Genomic DNA, 16,448 nt, shown 5'->3' with positions numbered 1-16,448 from the left:
GAAATGAAAAGGCCGGGTCTGCTGCCCGGCCTTTTCTCTGGTCGACGCCTGCTGCGCAGGAATCACGCGGATATCACTCGAATTCCAGGATCACATCGTCCACGGCCAGCGAGTCGCCCTTGCCGGCGCTGATCTTGCTGACCACACCGTCCTGCGACGCGAACAGGATGTTTTCCATCTTCATGGCTTCGATCACGGCCAGCTTTTCGCCGGCCTGCACCTTCTGGCCCGGCTGCACGGCCACGTCCACCAGCAGGCCCGGCATGGGCGACAGCAGGAACCTGGACAGGTCCGGCGGTGCCTTGTAGGGCATGAGCCGGTGCAGTTCGCCGCCGCGCGGCGACAGCACCAGGGCGTCGATCTGCGTGCCGTTGTGGATGACGCGCAGGGCCAGCGGGTTCCTGGCCGTGCCGCGCTCGACCTGCGCCGTGAAAGGCTTGCCGTTGCAGCTGCCCTGCACGCACATGGCGCGCATCGGCGTCTCGCTGCGGAAGGTGTAGGGCTTGCCGTCCACGGTGACGGTGCTGGCGCGGCTTTCCGCGTCGAAGTCGGAAACCTGCACCTCGCGGTACTGGTGCTTGCCATCGGCCCCCAGCACGACCACGCAGTAGTCGGCCGAGACCTTGAGCTCATGGCCGCGCATCTGGCCGCTGATGGTGGCGGCGCGCGCGCGGTAGCGGCGGTTCATGTGGCCTGCCAGGGCGACCAGGAAGTCGGGGTCGCCGTGCGGCACATCCTCGGCGTGGAAGCCGTGGGCGTAGTGCTCGGCGATGAATCCGGTGTTGAACTCGCCGCTCTTGAACTTGGGATGGGCCAGCAGCGCGGCCTGGAACGGGATGTTGGAGCTGATGCCCCGGATCACGAAGGCGTTGAGCGCCTCGCGCATCTTGGCGATGGCGTCGTTGCGGTCGCTGCCGTGCACGATGAGCTTGGCGATCATCGAGTCGTAGAACATCGGGATTTCGCCGCCTTCATACACGCCCGTATCCACGCGCACGCCATGCAGGTGGCCGGTGTCGGCCTGCCACATGGTCTGCTCGGGCGGCGAAAAGCGCACCAGGCGGCCGGTGGACGGCAGGAAGTTGCGGAACGGGTCCTCGGCGTTGATGCGGCACTCGATGGCCCAGCCATCGCGCTTGACGTCTTCCTGCGCGATGGCCAGCTTCTCGCCAGCGGCCACGCGGATCATCTGCTCGACCAGATCCAGGCCGGTGATGCACTCGGTCACCGGATGCTCCACCTGCAGGCGGGTGTTCATTTCCAGGAAGTAGAAATCCTGGTCCTTGCCCACCACGAACTCCACCGTGCCCGCGCTCTGGTAGCCCACGGCCTTGGCCAGGGCCACGGCCTGCTCTCCCATGGCGCGGCGCGTGGCGTCGCTGATGAAGGGGGACGGCGCCTCTTCGATCACCTTCTGGTGCCGGCGCTGGATGGAGCATTCGCGCTCGTTCAGGTAGATCACGTTGCCGTGGCCGTCGCCCAGCACCTGGATCTCGATGTGGCGCGGCTCCTGCACGAACTTCTCGATGAAGATGCGGTCGTCGCCAAAGCTGTTGCGTGCCTCGTTCTGGCAGCTGGCAAAGCCCTCGAAGGCTTCCTTGTCGTTGTAGGCCACGCGCAGGCCCTTGCCGCCGCCGCCGGCGCTGGCCTTGATCATCACGGGGTAGCCGATGCCCTTGGCGATTTCCACGGCGGCCTCGGGGCCGGCGATGGGATCGTTGTAGCCGGGGATGGTGCTCACGCCCGCCTTGTCGGCCAGCTTCTTGGAGGCGATCTTGTCGCCCATGGCCGCGATGGCCGCGTGCTTGGGGCCGATGAAGGCGATGCCCTCTTCCTCCACGCGCCGGGCGAAGGCCTCGTTCTCGGACAGGAAGCCATAGCCCGGGTGCACGGCCTGCGCGCCGGTCTGCTTGCAGGCGGCAATGATGCGGTCGGCCTGCAGGTAGGACTCGCGGCTGGGAGCGGCACCGATGTGCACGGCCTCGTCGGCCAGCTTGACGTGGCGTGCCTCGCGGTCCGCATCGGAGTACACCGCCACGGTCTGTATGCCCATCTTGCGGGCGGTGGCGATGACGCGGCAGGCAATCTCGCCGCGGTTGGCAATCAGGATCTTCTTGAACATCTTCTTAGCCCATTCTTGGAACTAAATCATGGGAACCGGAGCTGTCGTCAGCTTCGCTGTCCCTGTTTTGCGCTTCGCCAGCACTGTCAGTAACCGGCGCGACCAAAGCGAGGGACACCAGGAAGGGCCGCCCCGCACCGAGGGTGTCGTCCCCCTCCCTCGCGAAGCGAGTTAGAGAGGGGGAAGCGGCGGAGCCGCTCAGGGGGTGCTTCACAAGGGGATGTTTCCATGCTTGCGCCACGGATTTTCCAGCTGCTTGTTCTTGAGCATCTGCAGCGAGCGGCAGATGCGCTTGCGCGTCTCATGCGGCTGGATCACATCGTCGATGAAGCCGCGCGCTCCTGCCACGAAGGGGTTGGCGAAGCGGGCCTTGTACTCGGCCTCACGCGCTGCCAGCTTGGCGGGGTCGTTCTTGTCCTCGCGGAAGATGATCTCCACGGCGCCCTTGGCACCCATCACGGCGATCTCGGCATGGGGCCAGGCCAGGTTGACGTCGCCGCGCAGGTGCTTGGAGGCCATCACGTCATAGGCGCCGCCGTAGGCCTTGCGCGTGATGACGGTGATCTTGGGCACCGTGGCCTCGGCATAGGCGTACAGCAGCTTGGCGCCGTGCTTGATGATGCCGCCGTACTCCTGGCTGGTGCCGGGCATGAAGCCGGGCACGTCCACGAAGGTGACCACGGGGATGTTGAAGGCATCGCAGAAACGCACGAAGCGCGCGGCCTTGATGGAGCTCTTGATGTCCAGGCAGCCGGCCAGCACCAGGGGCTGGTTGGCGACGATGCCCACGGTCTGCCCGTCCATGCGCGCAAAGCCCGTGAGGATGTTCTTGGCGTAGTCGGGCTGCAACTCGAAGAAGTCGCCGTCGTCCACGGTCTTGAGGATCAGCTCCTTCATGTCGTAGGGCTTGTTGGCGTTGTCGGGCACCAGGGTGTCCAGCGACTTGTCGGCGCGGTCCACGGGGTCCGAGGTGTAGCGCACGGGCGCCTTCTCGCGGTTGTTCAGCGGCAGGTAGTTGTAGAGGCGGCGCAGCATCATCAGCGCCTCCACGTCGTTGTCGAAGGCCATGTCGGCCACGCCGCTGCGCGTGGTGTGGGTGATGGCGCCGCCCAGCTCCTCGGCCGTGACCTCCTCGTGCGTCACGGTCTTCACCACTTCGGGGCCGGTGACGAACATGTAGCTGCTGTCCTTGACCATGAAGATGAAGTCGGTCATGGCCGGCGAGTACACGGCGCCGCCCGCGCAGGGGCCCATGATCATGGAGATCTGCGGCACCACGCCGCTGGCCAGCACGTTCTTCTGGAACACGTCGGCATAGCCGCCCAGCGAGGCCACGCCTTCCTGTATGCGGGCGCCGCCCGAGTCGTTGAGGCCGATCACGGGGGCGCCGACCTTCATGGCCTGGTCCATGACCTTGCAGATCTTCTCGGCATGGGTCTCGGACAGCGCACCGCCGAAGACGGTGAAGTCCTGGCTGAAGACGAAGACCAGGCGGCCGTTGATCATGCCGTAGCCGGTGACCACGCCGTCGCCGGGGATCTTGCTGTCTTCCATGCCGAAGTCGGTGCAGCGGTGCTCGACGAACATGTCCCATTCCTCGAAGGTGCCGTCGTCCAGCAGCAGCTCGATGCGCTCGCGCGCCGTGAGCTTGCCCTTCTTGTGCTGTGCATCTATGCGCTTTTGGCCGCCACCCAGGCGGGCCTGTTCGCGCTTTGTCTCCAGTTGATCCAGGATGTCTTGCATGCTGCGATTCCTCTAACGTCTAACGGTAAGGTTTGTCTGGTCTTGTCTTGTCGGCCGTCACTGCGGCGCCGCCACGGGGCCGGCCTGCGCCTGCAGCAGATTTCTGGCGGCCGTGCTGGCCGCGATGCGCCCTGCTGCCACGTCGGCCTGCAGCTGGGGCAGCAGCGCCCGCACCTGCGGATGCTGCCGGAAGGCCTGCTTGAGGCCGGAGTCGATACGCTCCCACATCCAGGACAGCGCCTGGCGTTCGCGGCGCAGCGCCAGGCGCCCGTTGGCCTGCTGCAGGCGGCGGAATTCCTCCACCGCACCCCAGAAACCTTCAACGCCCTCCTTCTTGAGCGCGCTGATGGTGATGACCTGGGGCTGCCAAAGGCGCTCGTCGTGGTGGGCATGCTCGGGGTTGCCGTGCATGCCCAGCAGGCGCAGGCTGGAGGTGATCTGGGCCTGGGCGCGCGTGGCGGCATGCGGGTCGATGTCGGCCTTGTTGATGACCACCAGGTCGGCCAGCTCCATCACGCCCTTCTTGATGGCCTGCAGGTCGTCGCCCGCATTGGGCAGTTGCAGCAGGCAGAACATGTCGCACATGCCCTGCACGGCGATCTCGCTCTGGCCCACGCCCACGGTCTCGACGATGACCACATCGTAGCCAGCCGCCTCGCAGACCAGCATGGCCTCGCGGGTTTTCTCGGCCACGCCGCCCAGTGTGCCGCTGCTGGGGCTGGGGCGGATGTAGGCATCCGGATGAACGGACAACTGCTCCATGCGCGTCTTGTCGCCCAGGATGGAGCCGCCCGACACGGTGGACGATGGGTCGATGGCCAGCACCGCCACGCGAAGGCCGCGCCCAATCAGGAACAGGCCCAGCGTCTCGATGAAGGTGCTCTTGCCCACGCCCGGCACGCCGCTGATGCCCAGGCGGAAAGATCCGCCCGTATGCGGCAGCAGGGCCGTGAGCAGCCCATCGGCCGCAGCGCGGTGATCCGTGCGCGTGGATTCCAAAAGGGTGATGGCCTTGGCCATCGCCCGGCGCTGAACGGCAGGGTTGCCGTTCAGGATGCCGTCTTGCATTTGCTCGGGAGTCACTGCGACGGGCTCAGAGGCTGTTGGCCTGGCGGATCTGCTCGAGCACGTCCTTGGCGCTGGCCGGGATGGGTGTGCCCGGGCCATAGACGCCCTTGACGCCGGCGTTGTAGAGGAAGTCGTAGTCCTGCGCGGGAATCACGCCGCCCACGAAGACGATGATGTCGTCCGCGCCCTGGCGGCGCAGTTCCTCGATGATGGCCGGCACCAGGGTCTTGTGGCCTGCCGCCAGCGTGGATACGCCCACGGCGTGCACGTCGTTCTCGATGGCCTGGCGCGCGCATTCCTCGGGCGTCTGGAACAGCGGGCCCATGTCCACGTCGAAGCCCAGGTCGGCAAATGCCGTGGCCACCACCTTGGCGCCGCGGTCATGGCCGTCCTGGCCCAGCTTGGCGATCATCACGCGCGGGCGGCGGCCCAATTGCTCGGACGATGCGTCGATTTCGCCCTTGAGCTTTTCCCAGCCCTCGGCCGAGTCGTAGGCTGCTGCATACACGCCGGTCACCTTTTGCGTATCGGCGCGGTGGCGCCCGAAAACCTTCTCCAGTGCATCCGAGACCTCGCCCACCGTGGCGCGCAGGCGCACGGCCTGGATGGACAGGTCCAGCAGGTTGCCCTCGCCGCTTTCGGCGGCCTGGGTCAGGGCCTGAAGGGCGGCCTCGACCTTGGCGGCATCGCGGCTGGCCTTGATCTGGTTCAGGCGCGCGATCTGGCTGTCGCGCACCTTGACGTTGTCCACCTCGAGGATGTCGATGGCGTCTTCCTTGGCCAGCTTGTACTTGTTGACGCCGACGATGACGTCCTTGCCCGAGTCGATGCGCGCCTGCTTCTCGGCGGCGGCCGCCTCGATCTTGAGCTTGGCCCAGCCCGAATCCACGGCGGCCGTCATGCCGCCCATGGCCTCGACCTCCTCGATGATCTTCCAGGCGGCGTCGGCCATGTCCTGGGTCAGCTTTTCCATCATGTAGCTGCCGGCCCAGGGGTCGATCACATTGGTGATGTGGGTCTCTTCCTGGATGATCAGCTGCGTGTTGCGCGCAATGCGGGCCGAGAACTCGGTGGGCAGCGCGATGGCTTCGTCAAAGCTGTTGGTGTGCAGGCTCTGCGTGCCGCCGAAGACGGCGGCCATGGCCTCGATGGTGGTGCGAACCACGTTGTTGTAGGGGTCCTGCTCGGTCAGCGACCAGCCGGAGGTCTGGCAGTGCGTGCGCAGCATCAGGCTCTTGGCCTTCTTGGCGCCGAAGCCCTTCATGATGCGGCACCACAGCAGGCGGGCCGCGCGCATCTTGGCGATTTCCAGGTAGAAATTCATGCCGATGGCCCAGAAGAAGGACAGCCGGCCCGCGAAATCGTCCACATCCATGCCCTTGGCCGTGGCGGTCTTGACGTACTCCTTGCCGTCGGCCAGCGTGAAGGCCAGTTCCAGCGCCTGGTTGGCGCCCGCCTCCTGCATGTGATAGCCCGAGATCGAGATCGAGTTGAACTTGGGCATGTTCTTGCTCGTGTACTCGATGATGTCGCCGATGATGCGCATCGACGGCTGGGGCGGGTAGATATAGGTGTTGCGGACCATGAACTCCTTGAGGATGTCGTTCTGTATGGTCCCCGACAGCTGGTCCTGGGCCACGCCCTGCTCCTCGGCCGCCACCACGTAGCCGGCCAGCACGGGCAGCACGGCGCCGTTCATGGTCATGGACACGCTGATCTTGTCCAGCGGGATCTGGTCGAACAGCACCTTCATGTCCTCGACCGAATCGATGGCCACGCCGGCCTTGCCCACGTCGCCCGTCACACGCGGATGGTCGCTGTCGTAGCCCCGGTGCGTGGCCAGGTCGAAAGCCACCGACACGCCCTGCCCGCCGGCAGCCAGCGCCTTGCGGTAGAAGGCATTGGATTCCTCGGCCGTGGAAAAGCCCGCGTACTGGCGAATGGTCCAGGGCCGGCCCGCGTACATGGTGGCCTGGGGGCCGCGGATGTAGGGCTCGAAGCCTGGCAGGCTATCCGTATGGGGCAGATCCGCCGTGTCGGCCGCCGTGTACAGCGGCTTGACGTCGATGCCGTCGGGCGTGGTCCAGTGCAGGGCCTGGATGTCGCCCCCTGGAGCGGCCTTGGCGGCCGCCTGGGCCCATTTCTGCAGGTCGGCAGTTGCGAATTCCTGGCCGTTCTGCGCTGTCGGATGGTCTTGTCTCATGTTCTCAGGCTCGTGAATGACAGGTGCCCTTGAGGGCATGCCCCAGAGCTGCCGCAGTTTACATCATTCATAATTATTCATTCAAAATATCTTTGCCGATACAATCCGGGCCAAATGTCGACAAACACCCTCACTCCCCGCGCGCTCTACGAACAGGTGGCAGAGAAGCTGCGCCTGCGCATCTTCGCGCACGAACTGGCGCCTGGTGACTGGATCGACGAACTGAAGATTGCCGAGGAATACGGCATCAGCCGTACCCCGCTGCGCGAGGCCCTGAAGGTGCTGGCCGCCGAGGGCCTGGTGACCATGAAGGTGCGCCGTGGCGCCTATGTGACCGAGGTGTCGTCCAAGGACATTGCCGATGTCTATCACCTGCTGAGCCTGCTGGAATCCGATGCCGTGCAGGTCGTGGCCGAATCGGGCAGCGATGAGGAACTTGCCGCCCTGCAGCAGACCCATGAGGAACTCAAGGCGCAGATGCGCGATGCAGACCGCTTCTTCGAGCTCAACGAGAGCTTTCACATGCAGCTGCTGCAGATCGCCGACAACCGCTGGCGCAACCAGCTGGTGGCCGACCTGCGCAAGGTCATGAAGCTCAACCGCCACAAGTCGCTGTTCAAGCAGGGCCGCATCGAGGACTCGCTGGCCGAGCACGAGACCGTCATGCAGGCCCTGCTGCGCCGCGATGGCGCGGCCGCCGCGCAGGCCATGCGTCAGCACTTCAGGAACGGTCTGGCTGCAGCGTCCTGAACTCGGGTTCATCTGAACCCTGGCTGGCTGGGCAACAGTGGCGACGTAGGCGGGCATGCGGCTCCTGGTTCGCTTCAGGCGCATCGCCCGAGAACGCTGCAGTGCAGCATAAACCTCGCCGCCAACTCCGCACATGTCCGAAGCTGACGCCGGGGCCTGCGGTAACCGGCAGCTATCATCAGCGGCACCATCCACTTCGGTCCGCACCTCTTCGCATGAGCATCCAAGATCCCGCCCGCGCCCCTTCCCTGGCCATGAGCCTGCCTGCCGATGCCAGCATGGCCACGGCCGCCACCCTGGTGGAAATGCTGGCCCTGCGCGTGCAGCAGACGCCCGCAGGCGAGGCCTATCGGGCCTATGACGAGGATGCGCGCAGCTGGAAGTCCCTGAACTGGGCGCAGACCGGCGAGCGCGTGGCCCGGTGGGCGCAGGCCCTGGCCGTGCAGGAGCTGGCACCGGGCTCGCGCATTGCCATTCTTTTGCCCAACGGGCTGGATGCCATGTCCATCGACCTGGCCAGCCTGCGCTGCGGCCATGTGCCGGTGCCCCTGCATTCCATAGACAACGCAGGCAGCATTGCCTACATCCTGGCCAATGCCCAGGTGTCCATGCTGTTCGTGGCACAGCAATCCACCTGGGACAAGATCTGCGCCACGGGCCAGGCCCTGCCCGCGCTGCGCAAGGTGGTCGTGGCATCGGCCAAGCCGGCTTCCCGGGCCGCAGAGCCTGAAACCGAAGGCGATGCCGCCGTCCTGGAGGCCCTGCGGCAGATCCCCGTGCAACCGCTGGCCCAATGGCTGGCTGAGGGCGGCGCAGTCCCCCTGCCCCCGCCTCCCTCTGCCGAGGACCTGGCCGCCGTCGTCTACACCTCGGGCACCACGGGCAAGCCCAAGGGCGTGATGCTCACGCACCGCAACGTGGTCTCCAACGTACAGGCCGTGATGCAGCGGCTGCAGCCGCGCAGCGATGATGTTTTCCTGTCCTTCCTGCCGCTGTCGCACACCTTCGAGCGCACGGCAGGCTACTACCTGGCGATGGCCGTGGGCGCCTGCGTGGCCTATGCGCGCTCCGTGGCTCAGCTGGCCGAGGATCTCAAGACCCAGCGTCCCACGGTGCTGGTCTCCGTGCCGCGCATCTACGAGCGCGTGCACGCCAAGGTCATGGAGGCGCTGGCCCGTGCACCGCTCAAGGCCCAGCTGTTCGAACTGGCCCAGGCCAGGGGCTGGCAACGCTTTTGTGAAACACAAGGCATTGCCGATGCGCAGGCGCCCCAGCCCGACGTGCCGGGCTGGATGCAATGGCTGCCCTGGCCCGTGCTCAACCATCTGGTGGCCAAGCCGCTGCTGGCCCAGTTTGGCGGGCGTGTGCGCGTGGCCGTGAGCGGTGGCGCGCCGCTGTCGCCCACGATTGCGCGCTGTTTTCTCGGCCTGGGCCTGCCGCTGATCCAGGGCTACGGAATGACCGAGACCTCGCCCGTGGTCTGTGCCAACACGCTGGAGGACAACCACCCGGCCACCGTGGGCCGCGCCCTGCCGGGCGTGGAAGTGCGCATTGGCGAGAATCGGGAACTGCAGGTGCGCGGGCCCTGCGTGATGCGGGGCTACTGGCAACGCCCCGAAGACACCGCCAAGACCTTCACAGACGACGGCTGGCTGCGCACCGGCGACCAGGCCGTGATCGAGGATGGGCGCGTGCGCATCCAGGGCCGCATCAAGGAAATCATCGTCACCTCCACCGGCGAGAAGATTCCACCGGCCGACCTGGAGCTGGCCATCACCGGCGACCCGTTCTTCACCCAGGTCTTTGTCGTGGGCGAAGACCGCCCCTTCATCGCCGCCGTGGCCGTCGTCGAGCGTGGTGAATGGCAGGCCATGGCCCAGCGCCTGGGCCTGGATCCCGAAGATCCCAAGAGCCTGAACCACGCCGCCGCCGAGCGTGAAGCGCTGGCCCGCATCGAGAAACAGGTGGCCAGCTTTGCCCGCTATGCGGTCCCCCGTGCCGTGCACCTGGAACTGGAGCCCTGGACCATTGAGAACGGGCTGATGACGCCCACCCTCAAGCTCAAGCGCAACAACCTCATGGAGCGGTTTGAATCGCAGATTGCCGCCATGTACACCAAGCCCGCCGAACGCTGGCAAGGCCGCAACAGCGCTGGGGTGACCCCCAGCCCTTGACAAGCCGCCGCCGGAAAACGGCGGCTTTCCTTATTTCTGATTTGAAAATTGATTTATGTAAGTTACATTGAATTGATAAGAAGGAAGGCAAGAGCGCCCTGTCCACGCTCTTGCCTTGCCCGCTTCAGGCAGCGGCCAATGCCCTGCCGGCGGGCGCCATGCCAATCTCCTTGAACTCGCTGATCCTGAACGTGGCCACCGCCTGGGCCAGCACGCGGGCCTGTCGCTCCAGGCTGGCAGCTGCGGCGGCAGACTCTTCCACCAGGGCAGCGTTTTGCTGCGTGACCTGGTCCATCTGGGAGACCGCCTCGCTGATCTGTCCCAGGCCGCCGCTTTGCTCCACGCTGGCGGCCGAGATGGCCTCGATCAACGACGCCACTTCGCGCACCTGGGATTCGATGGCGTCCATGGCCTTGCCGGCTTCCCGGACCTGGTTGCCGCCCATTCGCACCGTCTCTGTGGAGGCCGTGATCAGCGCCTTGATTTCACGCGCCGCTGCGGCGCTGCGCTGGGCCAGGGAGCGCACTTCTCCGGCCACCACGGCAAACCCCCTGCCCTGCTCGCCCGCCCGCGCGGCCTCCACCGCTGCGTTGAGCGCCAGGATATTCGTCTGGAAGGCGATGGAATCGATGACGCCCGTGATCTCGGCAATCTTTCCGCTGCTGGCCGAGATTTCGTCCATGGTGCCCACGACCCTGGCGACAGCGCCACCGCCCACGCCCGCCACCTCCTTGGCACGCACGGCCAGGGCGCTGGCCTGCCGCGCATTCTCCGAACTCTGGCCCACATTGCCTGCCAGCTGCTCCATGGAGGCCGCCGTCTCCTGCAGGCTGGAGGCCTGGTGTTCGGTGCGGCTGCTCAGGTCCTGGTTGCCTGCGGCGATCTGGCTGGATGCCGTGGTCACCGACTCCACCCCGCGCCGCACATCGCCAACGATGCTGGCCAGCGATTCGCGCATGGCACTCATGGAGCGCAGCAGGTCGCCGACTTCGTCGCGCCCCGTGGCCTGGATCTCGGAAGCCAGATCGCCCTGCTCGATGTGCCGGGCCACCTCCACGGCGGACTTCAGGGGAACGGTGATGGAGCGCGTGACCACATAGCCCAGCGCCACGGCGAGGATGACAGCGGCCGCGACAAAGCCGTAGATCAGCATCTGCGACTGCGCCAGGACCTGGCGGGAGTCCGCATACACATCCTCGGATGCCTTGAGCTGCAGCTCCACCAGTTCGCCGATCTTGGCGCTGATGGGGTCTACGCTGGCATACAGCGCGCCATCGAACTCGTCCAGGCTGCCGGCCCTTTTTCCATCCAGCGTCTTGAGCCGCTGCAGCAGCCGGTCGATGCTCTGGTTGGCAGGTGCGAACAGCGCCTGCGCCTGGCTGGCCAGCACGGCCTCCTGCGAGGTCAGCTGTGTGGACGAATAGCTGCGCCAGGCCGCGTCGATCGCGGGCAGCGTGCCGGAAATGCTCGCCGCTGCCTCCTGCGCCGTGATCAGGCCGGCATTCGCCTTGTTGACCGTATCTATGACGTTGACGGCGTAGGCGTCCGCAATCTGCTTGAGCTGCTTGAGCGGAACCACGCGGTCCTGGTACATGGTCTGCGTGCCCGAGAACACATGGCCCAGCGCCCTTGCGCCGACGGCGCCCACGGCCATCAGGCAGATCAGCAGAACAAGAAAAACACCGGTAAGCCGGGTACCGATACGCACATCGCCGAGTTTTTTCATCGCAGATCCCTCTGTCCCCGTGACGCCATCGGTATAGGCCATCGCTATCGCATCCCGGCAGTCACATTGCTTGCCTTATCGGTAGCAACCGCCGGTTTCTTGAGAGTCAAAAATCAATAAGTTCCATAGGAGTTGCGACGCTCGCGGCTACCGCCCCGCAGGCAAGCCCCCTTCCCCATCCGTGTTGCAGAGCCAACCCTCTCAAAGTCCGATCAACATTCTCATGTAAGTTACATTGAATGCCTTGAAAAACGGCCCGTGAAAACACGGGCCATCTCACTGGATCAGACGTAGACGTCGACCACGCCGCCCAGCCCGGGCGCCTTGCCGCCCTTCGATGGGGATTGCGATGGGTTCTCGGCGGCCTGCTGCTGCTCGCGCTGCTTGTCGAGCTGGGCCTGCTGCCTGGCGCGCATCAGCGCCTCGATCTGGTTTTGCACCATCATGATCTGCGTCTGCAACAGCTTGGACTTCTGTTGCTTGGCCTTGGCGTCGATGTTCTCGGAGGCCACTTCCTTGAGCGCCTGCTGCAGCTCCTTGAGCTTGCGCTGCAACGCAGCGATGTCATTGCCGCCGGAGGATGAAGCGGCTCCCGAGGCGGAAGCCGAGGTGGAGGATGAGACTTGCATGCCCCATACATCGACCACTGGCGGGCGAACTGAAGGCCCAAAACGCCCCGCCCCACCCGCCATCACCCCAGCCAGTGCCGCAGCGCACCCGCCGACGCAATGCCGATCAGCACCGTCGGCAGAATGGGCAGCCGGCTGGCCGCCACCAGCGTCACCACCAGGGCCAGCAGATCGGCCGGACGCTCGGACACAAACGCCGGGGCAATCACCGAGATCAGCACGCAGCCCGGCAGGCTTTCCATCACGTACTGCATGCGCGGGCTCAGCGTGCGCCCGCGCAGCAGCAGGTAGCCGATCACCCGCGTGAAATACGTGCTGCACGCCATGAGCACCAGCGTCAGCAAGGTTGTGGCTTCCATCGCTCAGCTCCTGGGCGCCAGCAAGGCCGCGCAGACCAGGCCAGAGACGGCGCCGGCCGCCACATACCAGGCGCCAGGCACCAGCTTGTAGACCAGGGCCGCCGTCAGCAGGCTCACCAGCCAGGGCCGGCAAGGCCTGACGCCCTTCCACATGCCGCGCAGCAGCACCAGAAACACGGCGGTGAACGCCATGTCGAAGCCGTACTGCTCCAGGTCGCCAATGCGCGGCCCCAGAAAGGCACCGGCCGCCGTGCACGACACCCAGGCCATGTACAGGCCTGCCGACACGCCCATGTAGTAAGGCAGGCTCACGCGCCGCGCGGCACTGCGCTGGGCGTCGGCCAGGGCCAGCGCCCAGCTTTCGTCGCACATGAAGAACAGGGCCGGCAGCGCACGGCGCCTGGGCAGATGGCGCAGATAGGGCGCCAGTGCCGCACCCATCAGGATGTGCCGGCAATTGACCAGGAAGGACATGGCGACGATCAGCAGCACATGCGGCGGCGACGTCCACAGCCGTATGGCCGTGAACTCCGAGCCGCCGCCGAAGTTCATCCCGGTCATGAGAGGAACTTCCAGCGGTACCAGCCCCTTTTGCACGGCCTGGGCGCCCAGCACCAGGGCAAAGGGCACAAAGCCCAGCATCACGGGAATCGCATCCCTGAAGCCGCGAAAGGCCTCGGAACTGCGGGAGACGGAATCTGCCGAAACGGCAGCGGGGGAAAGTGGAATGGATGAAGACATGGAGAGCGGCGATTGTCGGCCTGTGCCGCTGGAATTTGCTGCCGATTCATGCTTTAACCAGCCATCTCACGGACGTTTATGCCGGTTTATTCAAGCAACTAGAAATAATCTGCCGCACAAGCGCCGCTCAACCCATTTCCATGGCTGGCGGCGCTCCTCGGACGGCCGCGCCTGCCCTCCAGACATTTCACGAAACCCACCAGCCATTGGCTCCCGCCATGCTGCAGTGCGTCGCAAACGGCTGTGCCAGCCAGGGCGGCGGCGGGACCATGAAGCCCTCATCACTTCGCTTCACCTGAAAGGTTCCCCATGCGCACTTCCGACTTCACCCGCTTCATCGCCCTGACCGCCCTCAGCCTGGGCCTGGCCGGCACCGCCCTCGCCCAGGACGCCACGCCATCCTCCACTGCTGCCCCTACCGACCTCAGCCGCGCCCAGGTGCTGGCCGACCTGGAAATGTGGCACCGCGCCGGACTCACCTATGTCTCGGACCGCGAGATCGATGTCCGCTCCACCGAATACCAGCGCGGCCTGGAGCGTTACCAGCAGTTGCGCGCCAGCCCCGCCTACCGCGAGGCCGTGGCCAGACTGGAGAAAGGGCATGCGGTGGCCCAGGACAAGTGAGCGTTGTCGGTGTGGCCGGTGGTCGAACAGGGGTCAGGAAGCCACCGGCCCGATGGAAAACCCTTGCCTCGTCCCCGGCACCCGCGAGCCATGCGGCCATTCGGTGTTTCTGCAATAATTGCCGCAACAATCATTGCGCAGTCAATCATTTCACTTGCAAGACACCATGACCCAGCCACCCCTGCCCAACGGCCTGCAGCCCTCGGACTTCTACAGCCCCGGCAGCTACACGCCCTTCGAGAGCGTGGGGTTCCTCATGCGCAAGGTGCTCAGCTCCATCCTCCAGCAGGCCGATGCGCAGTTGGCCGAGCATGAGCTGACCTATGTGCAGTGGCTGCCGCTGTACAAGCTGCTGCTGTGCAGCGACGCCACGAATGCCGGCATGGCACGTGACCTGGGGCTGGATCCGGCCTCCATCACGCGGGCGCTGGACCGGCTCGAATCCAAGGGCATGCTGCGGCGCGAGCGCTCCACGGTGGACCGGCGCGTGGTCAAGCTGGTGCTGACCGATGAAGGCCGCGCCATGGCGGCCAAGGTGCCGCAGGTGCTGTCCAGCGTGATGAATGCCCATATGGCCGGCTTCAGCCATGACGAGTCGCGCCAGCTGCTGGACATGCTGCGCCGCCTGCTGGCCAATGGCGATGCGATGCGCGCGCCGGAAGCTGCGCCGCCAGCCCCTGCGCCTGCCACGCCCGCGGCCTGACAGCGCCAGCCCCTTTTTCCGCCCCGGTTTCCGATTTCCTGATTCTTGACCCCCAACAGGCAGACCACCATGCCCAAATCCTTTGTTTCCGTGTCCGCCGCGCCCCGCCGCGTGGCCGCCGCAGCGGCCACCCTGTGCGCCGCGCTGGCCCTGGCCGGTTGTGCTTCCCAGGGCCCGGCCCATGAGCCGCTGGCCCGGCTGGGCGCCTCCGACCTGGGTCTGACGGCCCAGTCCGAGACAGGCGCCAATACCAGCCTGCCCGCCGCCGATTGGTGGAAGTCCCTGGGCGATGCCCAGTTGGACGGCCTGATCGCCCAGGCGCTGCAGGGCAGCCCCAGCCTGGCCATGAGCCGCGCCCGCTTCGACAAGGCCGCCGCCCTGGCCACGGCCACCAGCACGGCCACCGATGTGCGCGGCACGCTCGGCGTCGACGCCACGCGCCAGCACTACAGCGCCAACGGCCTGGTGCCTGCTCCCATTGCCGGCCATACCTACAACACCGGCAACCTGCAGGCCGGGCTGAGCTGGACGCCGGATTTCTTTGGCCGCCATGCGGCCGACCTGCAGGCCGCCCTGGGCCAGGCCCGTGCCGCCCAGGCCGACAGCGCCGCCGCTGCCAACCAGCTGGCCGCCCAGGTGGCGCGCAGCTATGTGGCGCTGGCCCGGCTGATTGCCCAGAAGGAGGTGGCCGGCCGCACGCTGACCCAGCGCCAGTCGCTGCTGGAGCTGAGCCAGCAGCGCACGCGCGCCGGGCTGGACAGCCAGGTGGAGTTGACCCAGGCCCAGGCTGGCCTGCCCGATGCCGGCACCCAGATCGAGATGCTAGACGAGCAGATCACGCTGGCGCGCCGCACCATCGCCGTGCTCTGCGGCCAGGCGCCCGAGGCGCAGCTGCAGCTGGCGCCCCGTCTGGCCGCGCTGCAGATCCAGGCCATGCCCGGCCAGTTGGGCGCAGACCTGCTGGGCCGCCGCCCCGACGTGGTGGCCGCACGCTGGCGCGTGGAGTCCGCAACGCAGGGCATAGAGAGCGCGCGGGCGGATTTCTATCCCGATATCAACCTGACGGCCTTCATCGGCCTCAATGCCGTCGGGCTGGACAACCTGTTCAAGGGCAGCTCGCGCCAGATGGGCGTGACGCCCGCGCTGCGCCTGCCCCTGTTCGACGGCAAGCGCCTGCGCGCCCAGTTGCGCGGCACGCAGGCCGATCTGGACACCGCCATTGCCCAGTACAACGGCGTGGTGCTCGATGCGGTCAAGGAAGCGGGCGATGCCATCACTTCCGTGCAATCGCTGGTGCGCCAACAGCAGCTGCAGGCCGAGTCGCTGGAGAAGGCCGAACGCGCCTACGACTTTGCCGTGCAGCGCTACAAGGCCGGCCTGGCCAGCCAGGTGACGGTGCTCAACACCGAGACCCAGGTGATCACCCAGCGCCGCCTGGACGTGGACCTGCGTGCCCGCGCGCTGGACACGCGCGTGTCGCTGATGAAGGCCCTGGGCGGCGGCTGGACCGATGGCACGGCTGCCGTGCAGGTCAGCCAGCACTGAGATCGCAACCCGCACAGGAATCCAACGCACTCTTGACCCTCCACCGGGCAGACCGCCAGCC

At 66.2% G+C, this 16,448-nt stretch carries 14 protein-coding genes; 6 read left to right on the top strand and 8 right to left on the bottom strand.

The window, feature by feature from the left end:
• Nucleotides 1–73 precede the first annotated feature (73 nt).
• From HFGMBDPB_RS16640 to scpA, 4 genes are all read right to left on the bottom strand, one after another.
• Nucleotides 74–2,122: an acetyl-CoA carboxylase biotin carboxylase subunit gene (locus HFGMBDPB_RS16640; protein ID WP_016446054.1), complete on the bottom strand. Its 2,049-nt coding sequence runs from the start codon at nt 2,120–2,122 to the stop codon at nt 74–76.
• Nucleotides 2,123–2,332: 210 nt separating this feature from the next.
• Nucleotides 2,333–3,865 (bottom strand): acyl-CoA carboxylase subunit beta, encoded by a 1,533-nt coding sequence (locus HFGMBDPB_RS16635; protein WP_016446053.1) that lies wholly within the window; start codon nt 3,863–3,865, stop codon nt 2,333–2,335.
• Between the two features lie 57 nt (nt 3,866–3,922).
• Nucleotides 3,923–4,933, bottom strand: coding sequence for a methylmalonyl Co-A mutase-associated GTPase MeaB (meaB, locus tag HFGMBDPB_RS16630; protein ID WP_016446052.1), 1,011 nt, complete (start codon nt 4,931–4,933; stop codon nt 3,923–3,925).
• Between the two features lie 25 nt (nt 4,934–4,958).
• Entirely contained in the window at nt 4,959–7,136 is a 2,178-nt protein-coding gene (gene scpA / locus HFGMBDPB_RS16625; RefSeq protein ID WP_016446051.1) for a methylmalonyl-CoA mutase, read from the bottom strand.
• A 114-nt stretch (nt 7,137–7,250) separates the two neighbouring features.
• Between scpA and HFGMBDPB_RS16620 the strand changes: the two genes are divergently transcribed.
• On the top strand, nt 7,251–7,886 hold the full coding sequence (locus HFGMBDPB_RS16620; RefSeq protein ID WP_016446050.1) for a GntR family transcriptional regulator: 636 nt from the start codon (nt 7,251–7,253) through the stop codon (nt 7,884–7,886).
• Nucleotides 7,887–8,101: 215 nt separating this feature from the next.
• On the top strand, nt 8,102–10,060 hold the full coding sequence (locus tag HFGMBDPB_RS16615; RefSeq protein ID WP_212645814.1) for an AMP-dependent synthetase/ligase: 1,959 nt from the start codon (nt 8,102–8,104) through the stop codon (nt 10,058–10,060).
• Between the two features lie 124 nt (nt 10,061–10,184).
• On the opposite strand, the gene HFGMBDPB_RS16610 is transcribed toward HFGMBDPB_RS16615, so the two are convergent.
• The 4 genes from HFGMBDPB_RS16610 to HFGMBDPB_RS16595 all read right to left on the bottom strand — a co-directional run bounded on the left by HFGMBDPB_RS16610 (nt 10,185) and on the right by HFGMBDPB_RS16595 (nt 13,515).
• The gene (locus HFGMBDPB_RS16610) at nt 10,185–11,786 is read right to left on the bottom strand and encodes a methyl-accepting chemotaxis protein (RefSeq protein WP_046238556.1); all 1,602 of its coding nucleotides are present in this window, start codon (nt 11,784–11,786) and stop codon (nt 10,185–10,187) included.
• Nucleotides 11,787–12,070: 284 nt separating this feature from the next.
• A complete protein-coding gene (locus tag HFGMBDPB_RS16605; protein WP_047218658.1) occupies nt 12,071–12,415 on the bottom strand; it encodes a FlxA-like family protein in 345 nt (114 codons plus the stop codon).
• Nucleotides 12,416–12,477: 62 nt separating this feature from the next.
• Nucleotides 12,478–12,774 (bottom strand): AzlD family protein, encoded by a 297-nt coding sequence (locus HFGMBDPB_RS16600; protein WP_012205574.1) that lies wholly within the window; start codon nt 12,772–12,774, stop codon nt 12,478–12,480.
• A gap of 3 nt (nt 12,775–12,777) precedes the next feature.
• The gene (locus HFGMBDPB_RS16595; protein WP_212645813.1) at nt 12,778–13,515 is read right to left on the bottom strand and encodes an AzlC family ABC transporter permease; all 738 of its coding nucleotides are present in this window, start codon (nt 13,513–13,515) and stop codon (nt 12,778–12,780) included.
• Here HFGMBDPB_RS16595 and HFGMBDPB_RS16590 point away from each other — a divergent pair.
• The 4 genes from HFGMBDPB_RS16590 to HFGMBDPB_RS16575 all read left to right on the top strand — a co-directional run bounded on the left by HFGMBDPB_RS16590 (nt 13,506) and on the right by HFGMBDPB_RS16575 (nt 16,387).
• Nucleotides 13,506–13,814: a hypothetical protein gene (locus tag HFGMBDPB_RS16590; RefSeq protein ID WP_155524727.1), complete on the top strand. Its 309-nt coding sequence runs from the start codon at nt 13,506–13,508 to the stop codon at nt 13,812–13,814. The genes HFGMBDPB_RS16595 and HFGMBDPB_RS16590 overlap by 10 nt on opposite strands.
• 10 nt (nt 13,815–13,824) lie before the next feature.
• The gene (locus HFGMBDPB_RS16585; protein WP_012205572.1) at nt 13,825–14,139 is read left to right on the top strand and encodes a DUF4148 domain-containing protein; all 315 of its coding nucleotides are present in this window, start codon (nt 13,825–13,827) and stop codon (nt 14,137–14,139) included.
• 166 nt (nt 14,140–14,305) lie between these two features.
• Nucleotides 14,306–14,842, top strand: a complete 537-nt coding sequence (locus HFGMBDPB_RS16580; RefSeq protein WP_013802445.1) for a MarR family winged helix-turn-helix transcriptional regulator — start codon at nt 14,306–14,308, stop codon at nt 14,840–14,842.
• 69 nt (nt 14,843–14,911) lie between these two features.
• Entirely contained in the window at nt 14,912–16,387 is a 1,476-nt protein-coding gene (locus tag HFGMBDPB_RS16575) for an efflux transporter outer membrane subunit (protein WP_212645812.1), read from the top strand.
• Nucleotides 16,388–16,448: the final 61 nt, after the last annotated feature.

It is taken from the genome of Delftia sp. PE138 (assembly GCF_018320755.1).
GTDB lineage: Bacteria > Pseudomonadota > Gammaproteobacteria > Burkholderiales > Burkholderiaceae_C > Comamonas > Comamonas tsuruhatensis.
The sequence above is the reverse complement of the archived record's forward strand: the minus strand, read 5'-3'. Positions and strand labels throughout refer to the sequence as shown.

Excerpts from the sequence above, each read along its gene's own strand:
- HFGMBDPB_RS16640 (WP_016446054.1), bottom strand. The coding sequence starts at position 2,122 with ATGTTCAAGAAGATCCTGATTGCCAACCGCGGCGAGATTGCCTGCCGC.
- HFGMBDPB_RS16635 (WP_016446053.1), bottom strand. The coding sequence starts at position 3,865 with ATGCAAGACATCCTGGATCAACTGGAGACAAAGCGCGAACAGGCCCGC.
- meaB (WP_016446052.1), bottom strand. The coding sequence starts at position 4,933 with ATGCAAGACGGCATCCTGAACGGCAACCCTGCCGTTCAGCGCCGGGCG.
- scpA (WP_016446051.1), bottom strand. The coding sequence starts at position 7,136 with ATGAGACAAGACCATCCGACAGCGCAGAACGGCCAGGAATTCGCAACT.
- HFGMBDPB_RS16620 (WP_016446050.1), top strand. The coding sequence starts at position 7,251 with ATGTCGACAAACACCCTCACTCCCCGCGCGCTCTACGAACAGGTGGCA.
- HFGMBDPB_RS16615 (WP_212645814.1), top strand. The coding sequence starts at position 8,102 with ATGAGCATCCAAGATCCCGCCCGCGCCCCTTCCCTGGCCATGAGCCTG.
- HFGMBDPB_RS16610 (WP_046238556.1), bottom strand. The coding sequence starts at position 11,786 with ATGAAAAAACTCGGCGATGTGCGTATCGGTACCCGGCTTACCGGTGTT.
- HFGMBDPB_RS16605 (WP_047218658.1), bottom strand. The coding sequence starts at position 12,415 with ATGCAAGTCTCATCCTCCACCTCGGCTTCCGCCTCGGGAGCCGCTTCA.
- HFGMBDPB_RS16600 (WP_012205574.1), bottom strand. The coding sequence starts at position 12,774 with ATGGAAGCCACAACCTTGCTGACGCTGGTGCTCATGGCGTGCAGCACG.
- HFGMBDPB_RS16590 (WP_155524727.1), top strand. The coding sequence starts at position 13,506 with ATGAAGACATGGAGAGCGGCGATTGTCGGCCTGTGCCGCTGGAATTTG.
- HFGMBDPB_RS16595 (WP_212645813.1), bottom strand. The coding sequence starts at position 13,515 with ATGTCTTCATCCATTCCACTTTCCCCCGCTGCCGTTTCGGCAGATTCC.
- HFGMBDPB_RS16585 (WP_012205572.1), top strand. The coding sequence starts at position 13,825 with ATGCGCACTTCCGACTTCACCCGCTTCATCGCCCTGACCGCCCTCAGC.
- HFGMBDPB_RS16580 (WP_013802445.1), top strand. The coding sequence starts at position 14,306 with ATGACCCAGCCACCCCTGCCCAACGGCCTGCAGCCCTCGGACTTCTAC.
- HFGMBDPB_RS16575 (WP_212645812.1), top strand. The coding sequence starts at position 14,912 with ATGCCCAAATCCTTTGTTTCCGTGTCCGCCGCGCCCCGCCGCGTGGCC.